Annotated in this window: 16 protein-coding genes; 10 read left to right on the forward strand and 6 right to left on the reverse strand. The window is 46.0% G+C overall.

Going from position 1 to position 20,033, the window contains the following annotated elements; translation table 11 throughout:
• Entirely contained in the window at positions 1–930 is a 930-nt protein-coding gene (locus tag JT717_RS15125; protein ID WP_205511333.1) for a phytanoyl-CoA dioxygenase family protein, read from the reverse strand.
• A gap of 188 nt (positions 931–1,118) precedes the next feature.
• Here JT717_RS15125 and JT717_RS15130 point away from each other — a divergent pair, with 188 nt between their 5' ends.
• Entirely contained in the window at positions 1,119–2,687 is a 1,569-nt protein-coding gene (locus JT717_RS15130; RefSeq protein WP_205511334.1) for a M20/M25/M40 family metallo-hydrolase, read from the forward strand.
• A gap of 145 nt (positions 2,688–2,832) precedes the next feature.
• Here JT717_RS15130 and JT717_RS15135 read toward each other — a convergent pair whose 3' ends face one another.
• Entirely contained in the window at positions 2,833–3,684 is an 852-nt protein-coding gene (locus JT717_RS15135) for a hypothetical protein (RefSeq protein ID WP_205511335.1), read from the reverse strand.
• 212 nt (positions 3,685–3,896) lie between these two features.
• Entirely contained in the window at positions 3,897–5,039 is a 1,143-nt protein-coding gene (locus JT717_RS15140; protein WP_205511336.1) for a hypothetical protein, read from the reverse strand.
• A gap of 246 nt (positions 5,040–5,285) precedes the next feature.
• Between JT717_RS15140 and thrS the strand changes: the two genes are divergently transcribed.
• The 6 genes from thrS to JT717_RS15170 all read left to right on the forward strand — a co-directional run bounded on the left by thrS (position 5,286) and on the right by JT717_RS15170 (position 11,487).
• Positions 5,286–7,232, forward strand: coding sequence for a threonine--tRNA ligase (gene thrS, locus JT717_RS15145; RefSeq protein ID WP_205511337.1), 1,947 nt, complete (start codon positions 5,286–5,288; stop codon positions 7,230–7,232).
• A gap of 165 nt (positions 7,233–7,397) precedes the next feature.
• Complete coding sequence (gene infC / locus JT717_RS15150; RefSeq protein ID WP_205511338.1) at positions 7,398–7,985, forward strand: translation initiation factor IF-3; 588 nt, start codon at positions 7,398–7,400, stop codon at positions 7,983–7,985.
• A 608-nt stretch (positions 7,986–8,593) separates the two neighbouring features.
• Positions 8,594–8,791: a 50S ribosomal protein L35 gene (gene rpmI, locus JT717_RS15155; protein ID WP_014218451.1), complete on the forward strand. Its 198-nt coding sequence runs from the start codon at positions 8,594–8,596 to the stop codon at positions 8,789–8,791.
• A 58-nt stretch (positions 8,792–8,849) separates the two neighbouring features.
• On the forward strand, positions 8,850–9,194 hold the full coding sequence (rplT, locus tag JT717_RS15160; RefSeq protein WP_205511339.1) for a 50S ribosomal protein L20: 345 nt from the start codon (positions 8,850–8,852) through the stop codon (positions 9,192–9,194).
• Positions 9,195–9,605: 411 nt separating this feature from the next.
• On the forward strand, positions 9,606–11,000 hold the full coding sequence (locus JT717_RS15165) for a type III PLP-dependent enzyme domain-containing protein (protein WP_205511340.1): 1,395 nt from the start codon (positions 9,606–9,608) through the stop codon (positions 10,998–11,000).
• A gap of 28 nt (positions 11,001–11,028) precedes the next feature.
• The gene (locus JT717_RS15170; protein ID WP_205511341.1) at positions 11,029–11,487 is read left to right on the forward strand and encodes a nuclear transport factor 2 family protein; all 459 of its coding nucleotides are present in this window, start codon (positions 11,029–11,031) and stop codon (positions 11,485–11,487) included.
• Positions 11,488–11,676: 189 nt separating this feature from the next.
• Here JT717_RS15170 and JT717_RS15175 read toward each other — a convergent pair whose 3' ends face one another.
• Together JT717_RS15175 and JT717_RS15180 are read right to left on the reverse strand one after the other, a co-directional pair.
• The gene (locus JT717_RS15175) at positions 11,677–12,987 is read right to left on the reverse strand and encodes a hypothetical protein (protein WP_205511342.1); all 1,311 of its coding nucleotides are present in this window, start codon (positions 12,985–12,987) and stop codon (positions 11,677–11,679) included.
• A gap of 115 nt (positions 12,988–13,102) precedes the next feature.
• Positions 13,103–13,534 (reverse strand): Hsp20/alpha crystallin family protein, encoded by a 432-nt coding sequence (locus tag JT717_RS15180; protein WP_205511343.1) that lies wholly within the window; start codon positions 13,532–13,534, stop codon positions 13,103–13,105.
• Positions 13,535–13,756: 222 nt separating this feature from the next.
• Here JT717_RS15180 and JT717_RS15185 point away from each other — a divergent pair, with 222 nt between their 5' ends.
• Together JT717_RS15185 and JT717_RS15190 are read left to right on the forward strand one after the other, a co-directional pair.
• On the forward strand, positions 13,757–14,170 hold the full coding sequence (locus tag JT717_RS15185; RefSeq protein ID WP_205511344.1) for a BrxA/BrxB family bacilliredoxin: 414 nt from the start codon (positions 13,757–13,759) through the stop codon (positions 14,168–14,170).
• Between the two features lie 227 nt (positions 14,171–14,397).
• The gene (locus JT717_RS15190; RefSeq protein WP_205511345.1) at positions 14,398–15,708 is read left to right on the forward strand and encodes a prolipoprotein diacylglyceryl transferase; all 1,311 of its coding nucleotides are present in this window, start codon (positions 14,398–14,400) and stop codon (positions 15,706–15,708) included.
• A 208-nt stretch (positions 15,709–15,916) separates the two neighbouring features.
• On the opposite strand, the gene JT717_RS15195 is transcribed toward JT717_RS15190, so the two are convergent.
• Complete coding sequence (locus JT717_RS15195) at positions 15,917–16,408, reverse strand: hypothetical protein (protein WP_205511346.1); 492 nt, start codon at positions 16,406–16,408, stop codon at positions 15,917–15,919.
• Between the two features lie 373 nt (positions 16,409–16,781).
• On the opposite strand from JT717_RS15195, the gene JT717_RS15200 reads away from it, so the two are divergent.
• On the forward strand, positions 16,782–19,241 hold the full coding sequence (locus tag JT717_RS15200) for a TonB-dependent receptor domain-containing protein (protein ID WP_205511347.1): 2,460 nt from the start codon (positions 16,782–16,784) through the stop codon (positions 19,239–19,241).
• Positions 19,242–20,033: the final 792 nt, after the last annotated feature.

Consider the following 20,033-nt stretch of genomic DNA (forward strand, 5'->3'; position numbering starts at 1 on the left):
TTACATTAATGAGGGCCGTTCGGTTATTTCGTGGTATTTGATCACGTCGCTGGCATAATAATGCACCACCATACTTTTACGGGTAAGCGCCGGGTTACGTATAGGCGCACCGCCATGCACCAGGTTGGCGTGCCAGATCAATACATCGCCTTTTTTTGCGATCAGTTCTTCCCGCTGGAACCGGTGCTTTCCGATCAGTTCCTCTACCATGTCTTCGTAGTCGGGATACTCATGTTTTCCGAGTGTCAGGAAGGAACTGCCCGCGTTCCAGTCGTTATTGAGCAGGTATGGCAGTTTATGGCTGCCCGGATAGTAGAACAGGGGCCCGCTGTCGGGATGAACATCTTCCAGGGCGATCCAGATGGCGGCCAGGTATCCCAGTGGGTAGGTGGTCATATGCACACTGTCGGAATGCGCACGCTGTCCGCTGCCGCTGATGAAGTTGATGGTTTGAAATGGCACCATTTCCTTATCGAGTAAGAAGTTGAGCAGTTTGCCGATCAGGGTATCCTGTGTTACTTGTTTGATGAGCGCAGACCTTTTATTCGCAAACATCAGCTTATTGCCCCACTTGAATTGCAGCCTGCCTTTTTTCAGCAGTTTATCTATTTCGGCATTAATGGCATCGCAGGCGGCTGGTGAAAAATGATTTTCCAAAACCATGTATCCCTTGCTGCTCCATTGCAGGATCTTTTGTTGAACGGCCGGGGAAAACTGATGAAAGCCTTCTTTGGCCGGGGCCAGGATGGCCGAATCGCCCACATCGAGCCAGGCACGGGATTCCTTATCGGGAAAATCTTTGCTGGAAACCGAAGCGATCAGGGATTTATGCAGCTTGTATTTCTTATATGCTTTTTTATTATGCAGTAGTTGTTTATAATGAAGGAGGTTATATAACCAGTGTGCGGGTTTAAAATGCTTTAAACTCATTTATGACAGAATATTAGCGTTATGCCGAATTTGGTCTTAAAGATAGCTATTTATAAACAATGCGTATTTGATAAACCCTTTCAGGTCAAAGTGATGGAAGCCAATGTCGACTGTACCTGCACGTTCCGTGGACCGACCGGCACGAAAATGGTATTACCAGCCGTCCGGTCCCTTGAAATTGTTCGACTATGAAAAAACTCGTCCTTGTCTCACTGGCCTGTTTACCATTGCTGAACGTAGCTGCCCAAAACGATGAACCAGACCTCGCCATGATCAAAAAGATCAGGCAGGAAGGTTTCAACCACTCCCAGGTAATGGATCTTGCTTTTTTTCTTACGGAAGTAAGCGGACCCCGGCTGAATAATTCACCCGGGTTTCGCAGGGCTGCCCATTATACCAGGAACAAACTGAGTGAATGGGGATTAAGTAATGCCCGGCTGGAACCCTGGGGCGAATGGGGCAAGGGCTGGGAGTTGAAGCGTTGTTATGTGGCCATGTCGGCGCCCTATTATAAACCGCTTATTGCTTTTCCCAAAAGCTGGACGGCTGGCACCAATGGCCTGCAAACAACGGAGATCGTGTTACTGTCGCTCAGCAATGCCGGGGACCTGGACCTGTATAAAGGGCAGCTGCAGGGCAAGGTGATCCTGCTGCAGCGCCGCGACTCACTGGAACCGGCATACGTAGCCGATGCGACCCGCTACAGCGATGAGGAATTGAAAGAACTGGCTAACTGGAAAAGCGAAAAGCAAACCAACACCGGTTTTTCGGCCAATACACCCGGCAAGGGCTATACGCCTGTAGCCGGCCACCACGGCAAAGCGGAAACCGGCGAACGGGGCGGCTTAAGCTATAAGCAGCTCAAACAATTTGCGCGGCAGGAAGGGGCATTGGCGATCCTGAGCGCCCATCCCAACGGCAGGGATGGCACCCTCTTTGTGCAGGGCGGGGGCCCCTGGGCAGCCGGTGCGGCGGAGAACTTTCCTGACCTTACGCTGGCCTATGAAGATTATATGATGTTACAGCGCCTGGCCCTACACCATATTGCAGTTAAGCTGGAAATGGACGTGAAAACGCAGTTCCATACCAACGACCTGCAGGGATATAATGTGATCGCAGAGATAAATGGCACCGATCCTGTATTGAAAGAGGAGCTGGTCATGATCGGGGCGCATCTCGATTCATGGCATGCATCGGTGGGCGCTACAGATAATGCGGCGGGATGCGCCGTCATGATGGAAGTGATCCGCATTCTTAAAACATTGAATGTTCATCCCCGGCGAACCATCCGTTTAGCCTTATGGGGTGGGGAAGAGCAGGGACTGATCGGTTCGAAGAATTATGTCCGCCGGCATTTTACCGATACGCTGACGCAACGCTACAATAAGATGGGTGACAGGGTTTCGGTTTATTTCAATCTCGACAACGGCACGGGTAAAATAAGAGGAATATACCTGCAGGAAAACAAAGCCGCCTTGCCCATTTTCAGCCAATGGCTGGCGCCGTTCAAAGACCTGGGTGCATCCACCATTACCCTGCAAAGAACCGGTGGTACCGATCATTTATCATTTGATGCTATTGGATTGCCGGGCTTTCAGTTCATCCAGGACGATATTGAATACGTGTCACGAACGCATCACAGCAATATGGATTCGTACGATCATTTACAGGCCGCCGATCTGAAGCAGGCGGCGGTCGTGATTGCTTCATTGGTGTACCAGGCGGCACAACGGAATGAGAGGATACCGAGGAAGTAGCTCCGGCCGTTACAGGTTTCATGTTTCAGGTTACAGGGATCTTCCGGTCTGTTGGTCGATTTTTTACGAGTACCCATGAAACTTGTAACCTGCAACCTGTAACAGTTCCTTGTAAAGAGCGGTTTTCACATTCACAATGGCCTACTCACTTATTTCCCCGCTCGTACTTAAACTTCACCACCGCACTCTTTTGCTCAGTCGACGAAAGATGCAATTGATATCGTTTACGGCCGGCAGTAATGACCATAAGCGAGGTATTGGGCGGAATACGGCCAAGGTTCTCGGCATACATCATCAGCTCATAATCTGTATTGGGAAAAACATTCACATCGAGCACAAGCGGTTTGCCGGTCAACCGTTTCCTGTATAAGAGCAGGGTGTTGTTGAGGAAAACAGAGACTGTATCATCATCGATCTCGGCATTATCGTACAATTCAATTTTTATGAAGGCGGTATCGATGGGGATCGATTGCACCACTTCCTTTTGCCGGTTCTGCAATTTCAGTTCCTTCTGCATGCGGGCCAGTGTATCGTTCTGATAAACATCTACGGGAAAATTCGATTTGCCCAGGCGCGACAGCGAAATTTTGCCGGGCTGGCAATCATGGTTATTGCCCATTTCATGGCCATGCCATTCGCCCTGCAGCGATTCGGCCTGTCCGTTCCTGGATAAAATAAGCTCATAGGTTTTTATACAGGGCACACAGCTGTCGGGCACATTATATTGAAGCACGGCATTTTCAATGATCACAATACGGTTGGTGAGCGGATTGTATTTACCGGTGAAATTTATCTTGGTATACTTATCGTTATCAAAGCTATACACATTGCCCATGAAGGAATTGTTTTGCATATAAATGATATGCAGTTCGGTGGAATAGGTGGGAAAACAGCCACCCGCATTCTGGGTTCTGATGCCTCCCCATACCCCCGTCAATAATTGCGCATGGGTAAGAACAGACCATCCCAGCAGCAGGGGCAACAGCAAAAAACGCATGCTTTTCTTTTAATGGAAATTACCATGCAATAGGCAAATGATAAGAATAATTTATGTAAGCGGTAGCAAAAACGCAATGTGATAATTAGCTAATGTGCTAAGGTGCTAATTTGCTAATGTGCTAATTTGCTAATGGCTATATGCGAGCAGTTCCTGATCCCAATGCCTGCCTGTATTTAATCAGCACATCAGCAAATCAGCACATCGGCAATTCAGGGCTGATACTTGAATACAATTACCGCATTCTTCTGTTCCGTAGAGGTGATGCGCACTTCGTATTGTTGCTTTCCGGCTTTTACCACCATCAGCGATGTATTGGGTGGAATTTCACCCAGGTTCTCGGCCACCATCACCAGCTCGTGATAGTTTGCATCGTCGTCGAGGTTTACCTTGAGGGTCAATGCTTTTTCGGTAAGGCGTTTCTTTGATAATACCAGCTTTTTATCAACGTACACAGAGATGGTGTCGTTATCAACCGTACCGTTGTCGTAAATATTCACTTCCACTTCATTCGAATTGGTAGTGATGGTCTTAACCAGTTCGTTTTCGCGGCTGGCCAGCACTTTGGGGGTTGGAATATTTGCCAGCGCCGGCACTTTTACATCTGCCTTTTTCGCCGAATCTACAGGTACGATCTTCACATTGGGCTTTGTTTCAGGCGCCTTGGTCACAGCCTTATTATCCGGTTTTGGGGTGGTCGTTGTCACCGGTTTTTTAGTAGTGGCCGGTGGCGTGGTTTTCGGGGTAGCCTTAGGCGTCGTTTTAGGCGTTGTTTTCACGATCGCCGTTCTGGAAGTGGTATCCGGTTTTTTGGGCGTGATCTTCGTTTCTGCCGCTTTCTCCTTTTCTTTCTGGCGTTTTACCAGGAAAGGTTCTTCGTAAAAATCGGAGGTGGTTACCTTGCGCAGAAAAACAGTACCTCGGCCGCAATTTGTAGAATCCCTTGTATTAAAACTGGTGTAAGTGCCTTCCAGGAATTCTTCATCGCCTTCTTTCGAATATTTCAAATTCAGGGTCATTACACAGGCATCGCTGCCGCCGGCCATCCGCACTTCTACGATCTTCAATTCTTCCAGCCGCACCAGCTTGGTGGCGGCATTCACAGCTCCCTGGCAGGTGGCCTTCCCATAAAATACGGTGGTGAGATACGAATAGGTAACACCTTTAAAATTTTTATCCTTTTGATCTATCTGTACTTCAAATTTATAACGCTCATCACCACCCAATAATTCCATCATCCGTCCCTGGGAGCCAACGGGCGTTCTTTTGAAATTTCCCCGCCAGATGCCCGTGAGGTCCTGCGCCTGTACGCAAAAGCCCAAACCCAATAGCACAAAAAGTAGAACTGATTTCATCTGTAATTGCTGATTTTTCCTGGTTTTATCACTTTTTGCAGTCGTTTTCTGTTACATCACCCGGCAAATTACTTAATAATTAGTTTCTTACGACACATATCGTAAATGGTGGTCTGCAAATTGTTCGTTAAATTTGCCGTTCTTCCGGAATATGCTATAGGGCTGCCACACTTACTTAATGCATCGTTAACAAACGGATGGCACAGCTTTTAAGCATAACCGGTCACCAAAAAAGGTAGTGACAAAATGATTAAAATTACTTTCCCGGATGGAAATGTACGGGAGTACAATGAAGGAACCACTGGTTTGGAAATAGCGAAGTCAATCAGCGAAGGATTGGCCAGAAAAGTATTGGCCGCAAAAGTAAATGGCGAAGTATGGGACGCCACGCGCCCCATTTACACCGATGCTACCCTCAATTTGTTAACGTGGGACGATAAGGAAGGAAAATTGACCTTCTGGCATTCTTCTGCTCACCTCATGGCCGAAGCGGTAGAAAGCCTGTTCCCCGGTGTAAAATTCTGGGTAGGTCCGGCCCTGGAAAGCCAGGCCGGCTTTTACTATGATATGGATCTGGGCGACCGCAAGCTGACGGAAGAAGATCTGGGCAAGCTGGAAAAGAAGATGAATGAACTGGCCAAACAGAACAACAGCTATGTTCGTAAAGAAATGCCCAAGGCCGAGGCTGTTAAATATTTCACTGAAAAAGGCGACGAATATAAACTCGATCTGCTGGGCAACCTGGCAGATGGCGAGATCACTTTTTATACCCAGGGCAATTTTACCGATCTCTGCCGTGGACCGCATATTCCGTCAACAGCACCCATCAAAGCCATCAAACTTACCAATATTGCCGGTGCTTACTGGAAGAACGATTCCAATAACAGGCAGCTTACCCGCGTATACGGCGTAACCTTTCCCTCCCAGAAAGAACTGGATGAATACCTGCAATTGCTGGAAGAAGCAAAGAAACGCGACCATCGCAAGCTGGGTAAGGAACTGGGTATTTTTACCATGGACGATGATGTTGGTCCCGGCCTGCCTTTATGGATGCCGAACGGGACCATCATTATTGAAGAGCTGGAAAAACTGGCCAAGGAAACCGAGCAGGCAGCAGGTTATAAAAGGGTAGTAACACCGCATATTGCGAAAGAAAGCATGTACCTCACCAGCGGTCACCTGCCGTATTACCAGGACAGTATGTATCCGCCGATGGAACTGGAAGGGCAGAAGTACTACCTGAAGGCGATGAACTGTCCGCACCACCACAAAATATTCGGGGCAGAACCCAGGAGTTACCGAGACCTGCCCCTGCGGCTGGCAGAGTATGGTACCTGTTACCGTTACGAGCAGAGTGGGGAGTTGTTCGGACTTATGCGTGTACGTTGTTTACATATGAACGATGCGCATATCTATTGCACCCGGGAGCAGTTTGCCAACGAGTTCAGGGCGGTGAACGAAATGTACCTGAAGTATTTTAAGATCTTCGGTATCGACAAATATGTGATGCGGCTCTCATTGCATGAGCCGTCGAAACTGGGCCAGAAATATATTAATGAACCGGAATTGTGGAAGGAAACCGAGGAAATGGTTCGCCAGGTATTGATAGAATCGAATATCCCTTATGTAGAGATCCCCGATGAGGGTGCTTTCTATGGTCCGAAGATCGATGTGCAGATCTGGAGTGTGATCGGCCGCGAGTTCACGCTGGCGACCAACCAGGTTGATTTTGCGCAGGGCCGCCGCTTTAAACTGGAATTCACCAACAAAGAGAATGCAGCAGAAACCCCCTTGATCATTCACCGGGCACCGCTGGGTACCCATGAGCGGTTCATTGGCTTTTTGCTGGAACATTATGCAGGCAAGTTCCCCTTGTGGCTGGCACCGGTTCAGGTAAAGATCCTGCCTATCAGTGACAAGTTCCTGCCATATGCAAATAGTGTTTTGGAATCGCTGAAAAATGCAGATATTCGTGGAGAAGTGGACGACCGGAATGAAAAAATAGGCAAAAAGATCCGCGATACCGAATTGATGAAAGTGCCTTACATGCTGATCGTTGGTGAAAAAGAAATGAATGAGGGCAAGGTGGCCGTACGCCGGCAGGGTAAGGGTGATGCAGGCAATATAACCAAAGGCCTGGATGAGTTCATCAATGAAGCCAGGGCAGAGATCAGGGAACGGCGAGGCGAATAAGTTTGTAGTTGTGAGTTCATTTAGTTTTCATAACTTAGAATGAAGAACTTTGTTATCATCAGTCATCCGTAACATAATTCGAAAACAAAATCAACATTCAAAACCGGTAATTCAGTAGTAGCCTGGTTACCAACACAAAAAAAATTGTTTAATTAAAAGATTTAAATGGCATTTCCACCGCGACAACCGAGAGGTAATTTCAATCCCCGATTCAGAAAAGAACAACAACAGGAACATCGCACCAATAATATGATACGCGTGCCGCAGGTACGCCTGGTGGGCGATAATGTAGAAGTAGGAGTATATTCTATCCAGGAAGCGCTGAAAATGGCGCAGGAGCAACAACTCGACCTGGTTGAAATTTCACCGCAGGCTGACCCGCCCGTTTGTAAGATCATCGATTATAATAAATTCCTGTACGAGAAGAAGAAGAAGGAAAAGGAGATGAAGGCTAAAAGTAAAACGGCCGAAGTAAAAGAGATCCGTTTTACACCTGGTACAGACGATCATGATTTTGATTTTAAAGCCCGTCATGCCGAAAGCTTTTTGAAGGAAGGCAATAAAGTAAAGGCATACGTGCAGTTTAAAGGCCGCGCCATCATGTTTAAAGAACGTGGTGAGCTGGTATTATTGAAATTTGCAGAGCGCCTGGCCGAAGTAGGGCAGCCGGAAGGCTTACCGAAACTGGAAGGCAAACGCATGTTGATGATCATTTCGCCCAAAAGCCAGAAAAAGAAGAAAGAAGGGGCCTAGGGAAGATATAGATTGAGCTTTAAAGCATTCTTCTGAAAAGAGGGGTGCTTTTTTTGTTGGTTGCTGGGTACACGTTGCAAGTTCCAAGTTACAGGTTGCAGGGTATAGGTTTCAGGTTACAGGTTTCAGGTTGCAGGTTGCGAGGTGCATGTTGCAGGGGAATACAGTTGCTGGGTCCACACGTTGCAGGTTTCAAGTTGCATGTTGCAGGTTTGTAGGTCGCAGTAACCGGAACTCATAACCGTCGACCGGCGACCGGTAACCGGTAACCGGTAACCGGTAACTGGTACCCGGTAACTGGTACCTGGTAACTGGTACCCGGTAACTGGTACCCGGTAACCGGCAACTGGTACCCGGTAACCGGCAACCGGTAACTGGTACCCGGCAACTGGTACCCGGCAACTCTTAACACCCTCTAAACAAGCACCTTATAGGAAAACCAAATTCTACGAAAGTCTTTTGACTTATTGTCACAATTTCCCTACCTTTGCGCTCCATTTTACGTTTTATGGTCATAAGCCTTAAAACAACCATTGCCCACATGGCCCAAAAAGTTTCCCGTCAGTTCGGGAGCGCCAGCAGGGTATCACAGCAAAAGGTATTTAACTATGCCAAAGGTTAAAACGAACTCCAGTGCCAAAAAAAGATTTAAAGTAACCGGCACGGGCAAGATCACACACCAAAAGTCCTTCAAACGTCACATTCTTACTAAAAAGTCTAATCGCCGCAAACGGAACCTCAACAAAGACGGTGTTGTACACAAGTCGAACGTTGACTTTGTAAAGCGATTGCTGAGATTGAAGTAAACTTTTCTAACCAATTTTAAAACTTATTCCCTTTTCGAGGGATTCAAATTAATAAGATATGCCACGTTCAGTAAACGCCGTAGCATCCCGGGCACGCCGCAAGAGGATCCTGAAAGCTGCCAAAGGCTATTATGGCAAACGTAAAAATGTATATACCGTTGCGAAGAACGTAATGGAAAAAGGTCTGCAATACAAATATGTAGGCCGCAAACTGAAGAAGAGAGAATACCGTGCGCTGTGGATTGCGCGTATCAACGCAGCAGTACGTGCTGAAGGTTTAACTTACTCTGAGTTCATCCATAAACTGAATCTGAAAGGTATTGGTCTGGATCGTAAGATCCTGGCTGACCTGGCCATGAATGAGCCTGAGACTTTCAAACAACTGATCGCTTCTGTAAAGTAATCTGGCAGAGCAAAGAATATATCGAAACCGGGTGTTCATCAGAACATCCGGTTTTCTTTTTTCGCAACATTCGCTTAAAGTCAGGCTGCCTCCACAGTTGCACCCTGTAATCTAAAACTTGTCAACTGAAACCTGCAACATGCAGCTTGCATTTCCCGGCGACTGGTAACCGGCAACTGGCAACTGATTACGATATCCAGAGAACGCTCAACTTACCAGCCCGTACCCTGAAACCAGTAACCTGAAACTTTTGTAACCAATGCCCGGTACCTGCCAACTATTTTGATCCAGGCATGTTTTTTTATTTGAAGAATTGTTCAAACTATTACTTTTGCAGTAATTTTTTTTTCAGTTTGGGTAATTTTTTTTTGACCATTAAAATTCACGACCATCAGCAACCTGAACCAGTACATGAACAACTCGTACACCGACCTGGTGAACCAAACCTTTAACTTTCCCCAGGAAGGGTTCGATGTAAAAGACAGTTACCTGCATTTTAACGGGCTGGATCTGAAAGCGCTTATTGCCAAGTATGGCACTCCCATGAAACTTACCTACCTGCCGAAGATCGGGATGCAGATCAAAAAAGCCAAGAAGATGTTCGCCAATGCCATTAAAAAGCACCGGTATGAAGGCGAGTATAACTATTGCTACTGCACCAAGAGCTCTCACTTTTCGTTTGTTGTGGAAGAGGCATTGAAACATGATATTCACCTGGAAACATCCTATGCCTACGATATCGAGATCATTAAAAAGTTATATCAGCGAAAAAAGATCAACAAGGAGACCTTCATTATTTGCAACGGGTACAAGCAAAAGACCTATACCAGCCGTATTGCCAATTTGCTGAATACCGGTTTCAAAAACGTGGTACCCATCCTGGACAACAGGGAAGAATTACAACATTATAAAAAATCAGTAAAAGTACCCTTCAAACTCGGCATCCGGGTAGCAGCGGAAGAAGAACCCACCTTCCCCTTTTATACCTCCCGCCTGGGTTTCAGGGCCAGGGATGTACTGGAGTTCTATGTAGATAAGATCGAAGGGAATGAAGACCGCTTCCAGTTGAAGATGCTCCACATCTTCCTGAATAAAGGTATTAAAGACGATATTTATTACTGGAGTGAGCTGAACAAGGTGATCAACCTGTACTGCCAGTTGAAGAAGATCTGCCCCGAACTGGATTCAATCAATATCGGCGGCGGCTTTCCCATCAAACACTCACTGGGCTTCGAATACGACTACCAGTTCATGATCAATGAAATTGTAGGCAATATCAAGAAAGCCTGCAAAAAGAATAATGTGCCCATGCCCCATATTTTCACCGAATTCGGCAGTTATACCGTAGGGGAGAGCATGGCGCATATCTACAGCGTGATCGGCCAAAAAGTACAGAATGACCGGGAGATCTGGTACATGATCGATTCTTCCTTCATTACCACTTTACCCGATACCTGGGGCATTGGTGAAAAATTCCTGATGCTGCCGGTGAATAAGTGGGACCAGGAATACCAGCGTGTAGTGCTGGGCGGCATAACCTGCGACAGTCACGACTATTACGACTCTGAAGAACATATCAATGAAGTGTTCCTCCCCAAGATCAATAATGGCGAACCCCTGTATGTAGGCTTTTTCCATACAGGCGCCTACCAGGACCAGATCAGCGGCTACGGCGGCATTAAACACTGCCTGATACCGTCACCCAAACACGTGATCGTAGGGCACGATAAAAATGGTAAACTGGTAGACTGGGTGTATGCCAAGGAGCAGACCGCCCAAAGCATGTTGAAGATATTAGGATATTAGATTAGCGATCTATCTGACAATTTACCACATGAAACGATTTGCGATCTTTTTAACCGTAGTTTTAGCCATAACCTGTTCTGTACAGGGGCAAACAACCGAAGATTCGGTGAAAGCCACCATCAACCGGATGTTCGAAGGCATGAAAAACGCCGATACCAACCTTTTGAAATCGGCCTTTACAGATGATCCCATATTGCAAACCATTGCTACCAACAAAAAGAAGCAGGTTCACATCAAAAGCGACAAGTATAAGGACTTCGTAAAATTTATCGGTCAGCAGAAAGTAGGGGAGGCCGATGAGCGGATAGAATTCGAGACCATTCGCATTGACGGTCCGCTCGCCATGGCCTGGACGCCCTATCAGTTCTACTACAAAGGCAAATTCAGGCATTGCGGCGTCAATTCTTTTCAACTGGTTCGCCTTGAAGACGGCTGGAAGATCCAGTACCTGATAGATACCAGGCGGAAAGATTGCAGCAATAATTAGCTGATTTGCTGATCCCGCAGAGCGGGACAAGTTGTGCTAATGAGCTATGAGCTAATGAAAAAAACCCGCGCTATTGAACCATTTAAAACAAAGGTTGAACAGCGCGGGTTTTTTATTTACAGTGAGAACGCCCGGGAAGTATCAGCAAATCAGCACATCAGCAAATCAGCACATCAGCAAATCAGCTCATCATCTCTTCGTGCGATATTTCTTGTTCACTTTGGGACTATTAAAATACTGGTTCAGTTCCTTTTCACTCATATTGCTGGTGATCTCGATGGGAATATCAACCAGCTGCACCTGGATCTGCTTTAATTCTTCTTTCAGTTTGCCGGTTTTCCGGGCAATATCCGGATCGCGCTCACCCACCAGGGCATTGTCGCTGATCATATATTCCAACCGTTTAATAGCGGTGCGGATCCCGGAGGCCTGGTTCTGCTCCGTTACTTTTTGCGGGGAAATGGCTTCTTTAACAGGCACCAGCGAAACGCCCACACTCGGCATTACCTTACCTACTTTTTGCGAACTTTCGCTCGTTGACGAAGACATAATGCTTCCGGTCAATGCAGTGGCAGAACCGGTGATATCAAAAGTGGTGCGGGTCGACTTGGTTCTTTTCACCCCCTTATCCAACTGCAGGAAGGTATATTTCAACCGCAGAATATAACCGTTGATGACGTTTACGGTGAGTTTATAGTCCTCGAGCGTTAAAGGATAGTTCAGGGCATCCTTTACTACAATTCTAACCTGCGCAGTGTCGCGAACCATAAACCGGTTGGCGCCTACAAAACTTACCACCACGGTCCTTTCCTTACCGGGGTCAGCCTCTTTCACAAAATCGAATCCCGGCGACCAGATAAAATCATCATCGCATTTTTTTACCAGGGTAGCGCCTTTCAGCGGCATATTGGCAAAATAAGTGATGGTCTCGATGGGAAAACTACCGTTCTCGCATTGCACCTTAAAGGCTACGGTATCGCCTTCATCCACGGTAAGGGTTCCGCCAACGGTTGGTTTAACCCGGGATTGAATAATATCAGTGTTATAAAAGGTGATATAAAAAGAGGTATCCACATGGTCGCTGGGCGTTTCCAGGTTCTGTACGCCCACGCTTACCCGGTATTGATAATCGTACTTGAGCTTGCCCGACAGGAAATAGGATTTTTCCGCTTTGAAGGTCAGTAAGCCATTGTCTTTATTAATGCGCAGGCCAATGGGCGGGTTGCGCAGGAACCAGTAATACCTGGATTGATCCTTGTTGATCTCCAGTTTGTAGGCCAGGGAAGAATCCACATGCAGGGTAAAATAAGGATTGAGATTCTTGATGCGCAGGGCAACCTCCGCCGAGTCAACAATGAAAGGCAAAGTGTCGATATGTTTGCGACCGTGAAATGCACTATCTACCGGCTGCCGATCCTGAGCAATAGACCATACGCCTGATAGCATACAAAGTACGATCAATCCCAACGTCTTTCGGATACAGAAGGTAAGTTCTCTCATGGGGGCCGAAGTTAGGACAAAACATTAAAAAAAACCATCCGCCGAACGGCGGATGGTCATCTAAACCAAAACCAACTGCTTATGAAACTAAAAATTTAATATTTCTTTTGCTATATTACTGTACAACAACCTGTTTGGGTGTGTCTTTAACCACTTCTTTCTTAGGCAGGAACAGTTTCAAAATACCGTTCTCGTATTTCGCCTGGATAGCATCAGCATCGATCTGGTCAGCTACTGTAAAGCTGCGCTTGAAGCTGCGCTGGCTGAATTCGCGGCGAACGGTTTTAATGTCTTCCGATCTGCCCTCTTCTTTCTTCTCGTAGCTGATGGTGAGCAACCCTTTGTCAACATTCACTTTGATGTCTTCTTTATTGATACCGGGTACGCTTACTTCGAGGTGAAAGCCACCGGCTGCTTCATAAATGTTTACCGGTGCCAGGTTAATGCCGCTGTAACCGTCATTCCATAAACCAGGAATAGAATTGAAGAAATCATCAACTACAGAATCGAATGATTTACGGGCGGGATGGTGCAGTCTGACTGTCATAACTTATTATTTTTATTGTTTTTTAAATGTTGAGTACGCTTACATTTTTTCAAACAGTGTACCATTGCCAAAAAGCAGGGATTACAGGGATGAATTGACAGAAAACCAGGAAAACAAACGGACATTAAGACAGATCAATGTTATTAATGCTGACATAAATACCGATTTCGGGTAGAAATAAACTTTTTACGTAGTTTTGCGTTTCAATTAAAAAATAGTAGAATGTATCCAACAGAAATAGTACTACCAATGAAAGAGGAGTTGACAGACAATGGCTTCCAGGAGCTGTTAACCCCTGAAGATGTTGATAATCAACTAAAAGCAAAAGGAACAACACTGGTGATGATCAATTCGGTTTGTGGATGCTCTGCAGGTTCTGCCCGTCCCGGCGTATTAATGGCTGTAACCAATGCAGCAAAAAAGCCAGATCATTTGACTACCAGTTTTGCAGGATATGATATTGATGCTGTTAAGAAATTACGTGAGCATTTATTGCCTTATCCGCCATCTTCCCCGGCGATTGCCCTGTTCAAAGATGGCCAGCTGGTACACTTCATCGAAAGACATATGATTGAAGGGCGTCCGGCGCAACTGATCGCTCATAACCTGATGGCAGCATTTGAAGAATATTGCTAAAATTTCTTAGCTGATTAATTCAGCTTTGTTCATAGTGATGAACCCTCTCATTCCTGGGAGGGTTTTTTAATTCATTAAGCAATTGACAATAAGCAATAGGCAATATATGCCGATTGTCGGGCGTTACGCATATTTTTGGCAATTGCCAATTGCAAATTGCCAATTGGTTTGCTTATCATTGCAACTTTATTAAATCATTGGTAGTTACAAAAATCTATTCCTGATACATGTATCCAAACCTATATTACGCTTTTAAGGATCTTTTTGGTGTTAACTGGAACGGACTTCGTTTTATTAATTCCTTCGGTTTTTTTGTAGCCCTGTCTTTTTTAGCAGCCGCTTATATTTTGACCCTGGAATTGAAGCGCAAAGAGAGAGCTGGTTTGTTAACTGGTCAGGATGTTAAAATGATCGTGGGTAAACAGGCCAGTGCCGGGGAATTGTTATTGAATTTCTTCCTGGGTTTTTTATTAGGCTATAAGATCATCGGTTTATTTATGTCTGGCAGTGAAACAACCGCCGATCCGCAACAATATATCTTTTCATCAGAAGGGAACTTACCCATTGGTTTGGCACTCGGTGTTCTGTTTGCCGGATTGAAATGGTGGGAAAAGCATAAGCAAAAACTCGATAAACCAGAGGAGCGTACCATTCGTATCTGGCCGCACGACAGGGTAGGCGACCTGGTGATCTATGCCGCCTTGTTTGGTTTCCTGGGCGCAAAGATCTTTCACAACCTTGAGAACTGGCAGGACTTTAAGACAAATCCCATCGAGGCCTTATTGTCGTTCAGCGGATTGACCTTCTATGGCGGTTTGATCTGTGCAGCCGTAGCCATTTACTTTTACACCCGCAAACATAAAATTGATTTCCGCCATTTGTGCGATGCCATTGCTCCGGCCCTTATTCTGGCTTATTCCATCGGCCGCATTGGCTGTCAGGTGGCCGGTGATGGGGACTGGGGTATTTTGAACAGCGCCTATGTGACCGAGCCTGGTCCCGATTCCAAAGTACAGTTGGCCGATACCGCCCGTTTTCAAAGCACGCTGCAGGCACACAGCAGTTTTTATGTTCGCACTTTTCAGGTCAACAATGTTGCAGAGATACCGCATGCCAGCGTAAAAGCACCGGGCTGGCTGCCCGACTGGTTGTTCGCTTACAGCTATCCGCACAATGTAGTGAACGAAGGGGTACGTATTCCCGGCTGTGAAGAAGAGCAATTCTGTAACCATCTGCCCATTCCGGTGTTCCCAACGCCTTTTTATGAAACCGTGATCAGCTTTTTCCTCTTCCTGTTCTTATGGTCTTTGCGCAAAAAAATGAAAGTACCCGGAACCCTCTTCGGGATATATCTTATAGTAAACGGTATTGAACGCTTTTTTGTAGAGCAGATCCGGGTGAATACCAAGTATTCCATTTTTGGTTTTCATCCTACACAGGCCGAGATCATTGCAGTGGCCCTGGTGCTCGCGGGCGCCGCTTTATATTTGTATATGAAAAGAAAGTATGCTGCTAAGATCGATCCGCTTAAAGCGTAACGGCCAAATGAAATGTGATAATTTGATAAGTGATAATTTGATAATGTGATGATCCCGCAGAGCGGGACAAGTTGTGATAATGAAATAAAAGTCTAGGACAGTATAAAGAAGAGAGCCTCTGCCCCCGACAGCGTTCGGGATAGCGGAGGCTCTCTTTTAATTACGTCTTACGGTTTGGGTGTAGTAAGGTCCTGGTTATACTTCCCACTTACTTGCTGAAAGCATAGGATTCGCCTTTAGTATTTCTGCATGGTAAAAAGATCTCCTGGGGCATACCCTTGTCGAATGGGATCCTGGTCTCCAGTTCGGGATCACAATCAACCCGTTCTTTATTATCAAAAACCAGCGCATTGTTCTCTATTCTGCCAGGCAAACAATCGATGCCGCCCACAAAGTACTTACCTACGTACTGATTTTTCGTATTGTACAAAAGCACCCGGCCTGTAGCTCCCGGCGACCGTCCCCAGAACATTATGGAGGTCATGACCTTGAAAGTGCGGCCATCATCTGTTTTTACCTTTCCGAGATACTTAAGCTCGTTCCGGTTATAATGCCCTTTTTTCGAACGGTCAAAAATATAGGTCTTACCGATCTTGTTGCGTTCCAATACAAGCTGCTTTTCCTTGTCATAATTGATGTTTTGCCCGAACGCAGTGGTGACGAGCACACCGAGGCAAATAGTTAAGATTCGATGTTTCATAAGATTCTGAATTCTGGGCCAAAATTACAGGTCATACTTATTTACAACGAAGAGTATCAGCTAATTGGCGCCATACGATCGACCATTGGCCGGGATTCTCCGGTGATTGGGTACCCGGGTATTGCCCTGGCACCCGGCCTAACTGCCACCGGCAGGGCAGGGGTATCCGCTCAAACCGCTTCCATGCCACTTATCCCAAACCACCAGCTGCCTGTAACATGCCCGCAGCCTGTACGTCCTATCTGCGACCGCATTTTTCCGGATATCCCGTTAAACCACAGTTGAACACAAAACAATGTACTTTGCATTACACAGTACCTAATTTTGAACTGTAATCGATTAAGCAAAGTATTCAACAACCAATAAAAGAAACATGAGAACGCTTCCCAACCTGTTTATGATCATGCTGTTAACAGTATCAGTTGTAAGCAGGGCGCAAAACAAAACGAGTGTAAAGCTTACCGGCAAAGTAGGCGCCACCAACCAGACAGCTGTATCAGCCGCCACCATAACGCTTTTAAAAGCCAAAGACTCGAGTGCAGTAAAGACATCGGTATCAGACCAGGAGGGCAGGTATTCGTTCGCTAAGCCGCCCCAGGGCCGGTATCTTATAGTCGTTTCTGCCGTTGGTTACGATAAACAGTATTCTGCTCCATTCAACATATCTGCCGATAGCGCTGAGGTAACATTTCCACCGGTAATGCTTGCGCAACGCACGAAAGACCTGAAAGCCGTAACGGTAAGCGCCCGGAAACCACTGGTTGAACAAAAGATCGACCGTACCGTCGTAAATGTGGACGCGTTCATCAGTAATACCGGCGCCAATGCGCTGGAAGCCCTGGAAAAATCGCCCGGCATCCAGGTGGATAAGGACGGGAATATCAGTCTGAAAGGAAAACAGAACGTGGTGGTGCTTATCGATGGCCGCCCGGCCTATCTCAGCGGCGCCGATCTGGCCAATATGTTAAAAGGCATGCAGGCTTCTCAGCTGGAACAAATTGAGATCATGACCAATCCACCGGCCAGGTTCGATGCAGCGGGTAATGCCGGTGTCATTAATATCAAAACAAAAAAGAATAAAGTAAAAGGGTTTAACGGAAATGTAAGCGCCGGTGTAAGCCAGGGCGTATATTTCAAAACCAATGAAAGTCTGAGCCTGAACTACCGCAACGGCAAGCTGAACCTTTTCAGTAATTACAGCTTTAACCTTAATAACAATTTCCAGCAATTGGAGATCTTCCGCCGGTATAAGAACGACGATGGATCTACCAACGCTATTTTTGAACAGGTGGCTTACATGAAACGGCGGAACATGAACAATAACCTGAAAATGGGTATGGATTATTCCATCACCGAAAAAACAACCCTGGGCGTGGTAGTAAGCGGCTTTTACAATCCTGAAAGCAGCAACAACAATAACACCAGCTACCTGCAGGATCCCAACAATGTACTTGATTCGATTGCTACCGCCGGCTCTCATATTAAAGGCACCTGGAAAAATGCCAGCGTAAACCTGAACCTGCGTCACCAGTTCGATTCAACCGGTCGCGAATTGACGGCGGACCTCGATTATATCGTCTATGACAACGAGAACAACCAGCAGTTTTTAAACACCACGTACGAACCCAACTGGATAAAACGCTATGAAGAACAATTACAGGGTGTGTTGCCGGTGACCGTCAATATCTATTCTGCAAAAATGGATTATACCCACCCCTTGAAAAAGAACGGCAAAATTGAAGCAGGCTGGAAAAGCAGCTACGTGCAAACGGAGAACAAGGCCAATTACTACCTGTACGATGGCAGCGAATGGATGACGGACCTTGAGAAAACAAACTACTTCGATTATACCGAAAATATCAATGCCGCCTATATAAGCCTTAACAAACAGCTCACGAAAAAATGGGGCCTGCAGAGCGGACTGCGTTTTGAGAATACGAACTACAAAGGGCATCAGTTCGGGAACCCGGCCAAAGGCGATTCCTCATTCAAACGCACGTATAACAGCTGGTTCCCGACTGTGTATATCAGTTATGCCGCCAATGAACATAACCAGTTCGGCATAAACTACGGCCGCCGGATCGACCGTCCGGGATATCAAAACCTGAACCCGTTCATGTTCTTCATTGACAAATACACCTATGTAGCCGGAAATCCCTATTTAAGACCCCAGTATTCTAACAATTTTGAGCTAACCCATATCTATAAGGGTAAATTGACAACAACCCTTAATTACAGTGTAACTGAGAATCTGTTCAATGAAACATTCGATCAATTGGGTTATGCCACCGTGGTAAGGCAGGGCAATATCGGCCGCCGTAAAAATGCCGGCATCTCAGTGAACGCGAACGTACCGCTGACCAGGTGGCTTACCAGCATTTTATACACCAATTATAACTATACCCGTTACTCAGGGCAGTTATATGGCGAGGAATTGAAAGTGGAAGCCGGTAACCTGCTCATTAGCCTGAACAACCAGTTCACCTTCAAAAAAGGCTGGGGCGCCGAACTGAGTGGCTGGTACAGAAGCAAAGGCGTGGAAGGACAGATCCTGCTCATGCCCATGGGACAACTGGCTGCCGGCATCTCAAAACAGGTGTTAAAAGGCCAGGGGTCGGTGAAGGTGAACGTGCGTGACATCTTATATACCCAGAAACCGAATGGCGATATCAACTTCAAGAATACCGAGGCCTGGTTCCGGAATACCCGTGACACCCGGGTAGTTAATCTTACATTTTCTTACCGCTTTGGAAAACCCGTTAAGAGCACCAACGGCCAGCGTAAAAAAGGCGGCGCCAACGACGAACAAAACCGCGTTAATATAGGAAATTAACGAGGTGGCCGGGTGAAAGGTCTCACTCGTATATGATAACAGGCAGTTAACAAATTCCAGCAGTAAATTCGTTAAACCATCAGCGCCGGCAGCGGTCAGAATAAATGCAGGGCAACAGATTGGGAAAAGAAATGAGGAAGATGGAATTTTAAGAAAATGAAATTGGTACTGGCACAATTTCTGAATAGGTAATGATAGCTGTTTGAAAAGAATGTGGGATGCGCTACGAGTGAACAGGGTGGGCGAAACGTGCGTGAAGGGTAAGCGTTGAACATTTCGGAGTATTTAGATTTTTTTAACAGTGGACGATGAAACCAATTTACCATTTAAACGTCTTATATATACAAAGGCAATAACAAAACAGCATGGACAATGAGAAAGATCATACTTATAGCAATAGCACTTGTTTACCTGGTAGGATGTGGAATTTCTTATATGTAAAATGCGAATAATTAAGACAATAAACTTTCTTCATAAATAGCAGTCATACAGTTTTTCTCATAAGCAGTTAGTTTTGGTTAACGAGGCCCCATTTCTATGGGGCCTTTATTTTTTACAGCAGATCCTCTCTGGCAAACTGCGGCCGCAATTGTAGATCATCCACCACAAATTTTATAACGGTTCACAGGGATTTCCCTTCGGCACCTTTCTTCCTTATTTTTTTCCGCTGGTGTATTGATACCGAATATGGCCCCCTTGTAGGCGATTAATACTGATTATCATTAATCGTTTTTTAATACCGTGAATACATCGCAACTTAGCTAAGAGATTCCACCGTTAGAACCCTTCAAT

This window comes from Longitalea arenae (assembly GCF_016924755.1).
Classification (GTDB): domain Bacteria; phylum Bacteroidota; class Bacteroidia; order Chitinophagales; family Chitinophagaceae; genus Niastella; species Niastella arenae.

What these genes read in the sequence shown, in the direction of transcription:
- JT717_RS15195 (WP_205511346.1), bottom strand. Translation starts at nt 16,408, where the DNA reads ATGAAACATCGAATCTTAACTATTTGCCTCGGTGTGCTCGTCACCACT.
- JT717_RS15135 (WP_205511335.1), bottom strand. Translation starts at nt 3,684, where the DNA reads ATGCGTTTTTTGCTGTTGCCCCTGCTGCTGGGATGGTCTGTTCTTACC.
- JT717_RS15190 (WP_205511345.1), top strand. Translation starts at nt 14,398, where the DNA reads ATGTATCCAAACCTATATTACGCTTTTAAGGATCTTTTTGGTGTTAAC.
- JT717_RS15200 (WP_205511347.1), top strand. Translation starts at nt 16,782, where the DNA reads ATGAGAACGCTTCCCAACCTGTTTATGATCATGCTGTTAACAGTATCA.
- infC (WP_205511338.1), top strand. Translation starts at nt 7,398, where the DNA reads ATGGCATTTCCACCGCGACAACCGAGAGGTAATTTCAATCCCCGATTC.
- JT717_RS15175 (WP_205511342.1), bottom strand. Translation starts at nt 12,987, where the DNA reads ATGAGAGAACTTACCTTCTGTATCCGAAAGACGTTGGGATTGATCGTA.
- thrS (WP_205511337.1), top strand. Translation starts at nt 5,286, where the DNA reads ATGATTAAAATTACTTTCCCGGATGGAAATGTACGGGAGTACAATGAA.
- JT717_RS15165 (WP_205511340.1), top strand. Translation starts at nt 9,606, where the DNA reads ATGAACAACTCGTACACCGACCTGGTGAACCAAACCTTTAACTTTCCC.
- JT717_RS15140 (WP_205511336.1), bottom strand. Translation starts at nt 5,039, where the DNA reads ATGAAATCAGTTCTACTTTTTGTGCTATTGGGTTTGGGCTTTTGCGTA.
- JT717_RS15130 (WP_205511334.1), top strand. Translation starts at nt 1,119, where the DNA reads ATGAAAAAACTCGTCCTTGTCTCACTGGCCTGTTTACCATTGCTGAAC.
- JT717_RS15125 (WP_205511333.1), bottom strand. Translation starts at nt 930, where the DNA reads ATGAGTTTAAAGCATTTTAAACCCGCACACTGGTTATATAACCTCCTT.
- rplT (WP_205511339.1), top strand. Translation starts at nt 8,850, where the DNA reads ATGCCACGTTCAGTAAACGCCGTAGCATCCCGGGCACGCCGCAAGAGG.
- JT717_RS15185 (WP_205511344.1), top strand. Translation starts at nt 13,757, where the DNA reads ATGTATCCAACAGAAATAGTACTACCAATGAAAGAGGAGTTGACAGAC.
- JT717_RS15170 (WP_205511341.1), top strand. Translation starts at nt 11,029, where the DNA reads ATGAAACGATTTGCGATCTTTTTAACCGTAGTTTTAGCCATAACCTGT.
- JT717_RS15180 (WP_205511343.1), bottom strand. Translation starts at nt 13,534, where the DNA reads ATGACAGTCAGACTGCACCATCCCGCCCGTAAATCATTCGATTCTGTA.
- rpmI (WP_014218451.1), top strand. Translation starts at nt 8,594, where the DNA reads ATGCCAAAGGTTAAAACGAACTCCAGTGCCAAAAAAAGATTTAAAGTA.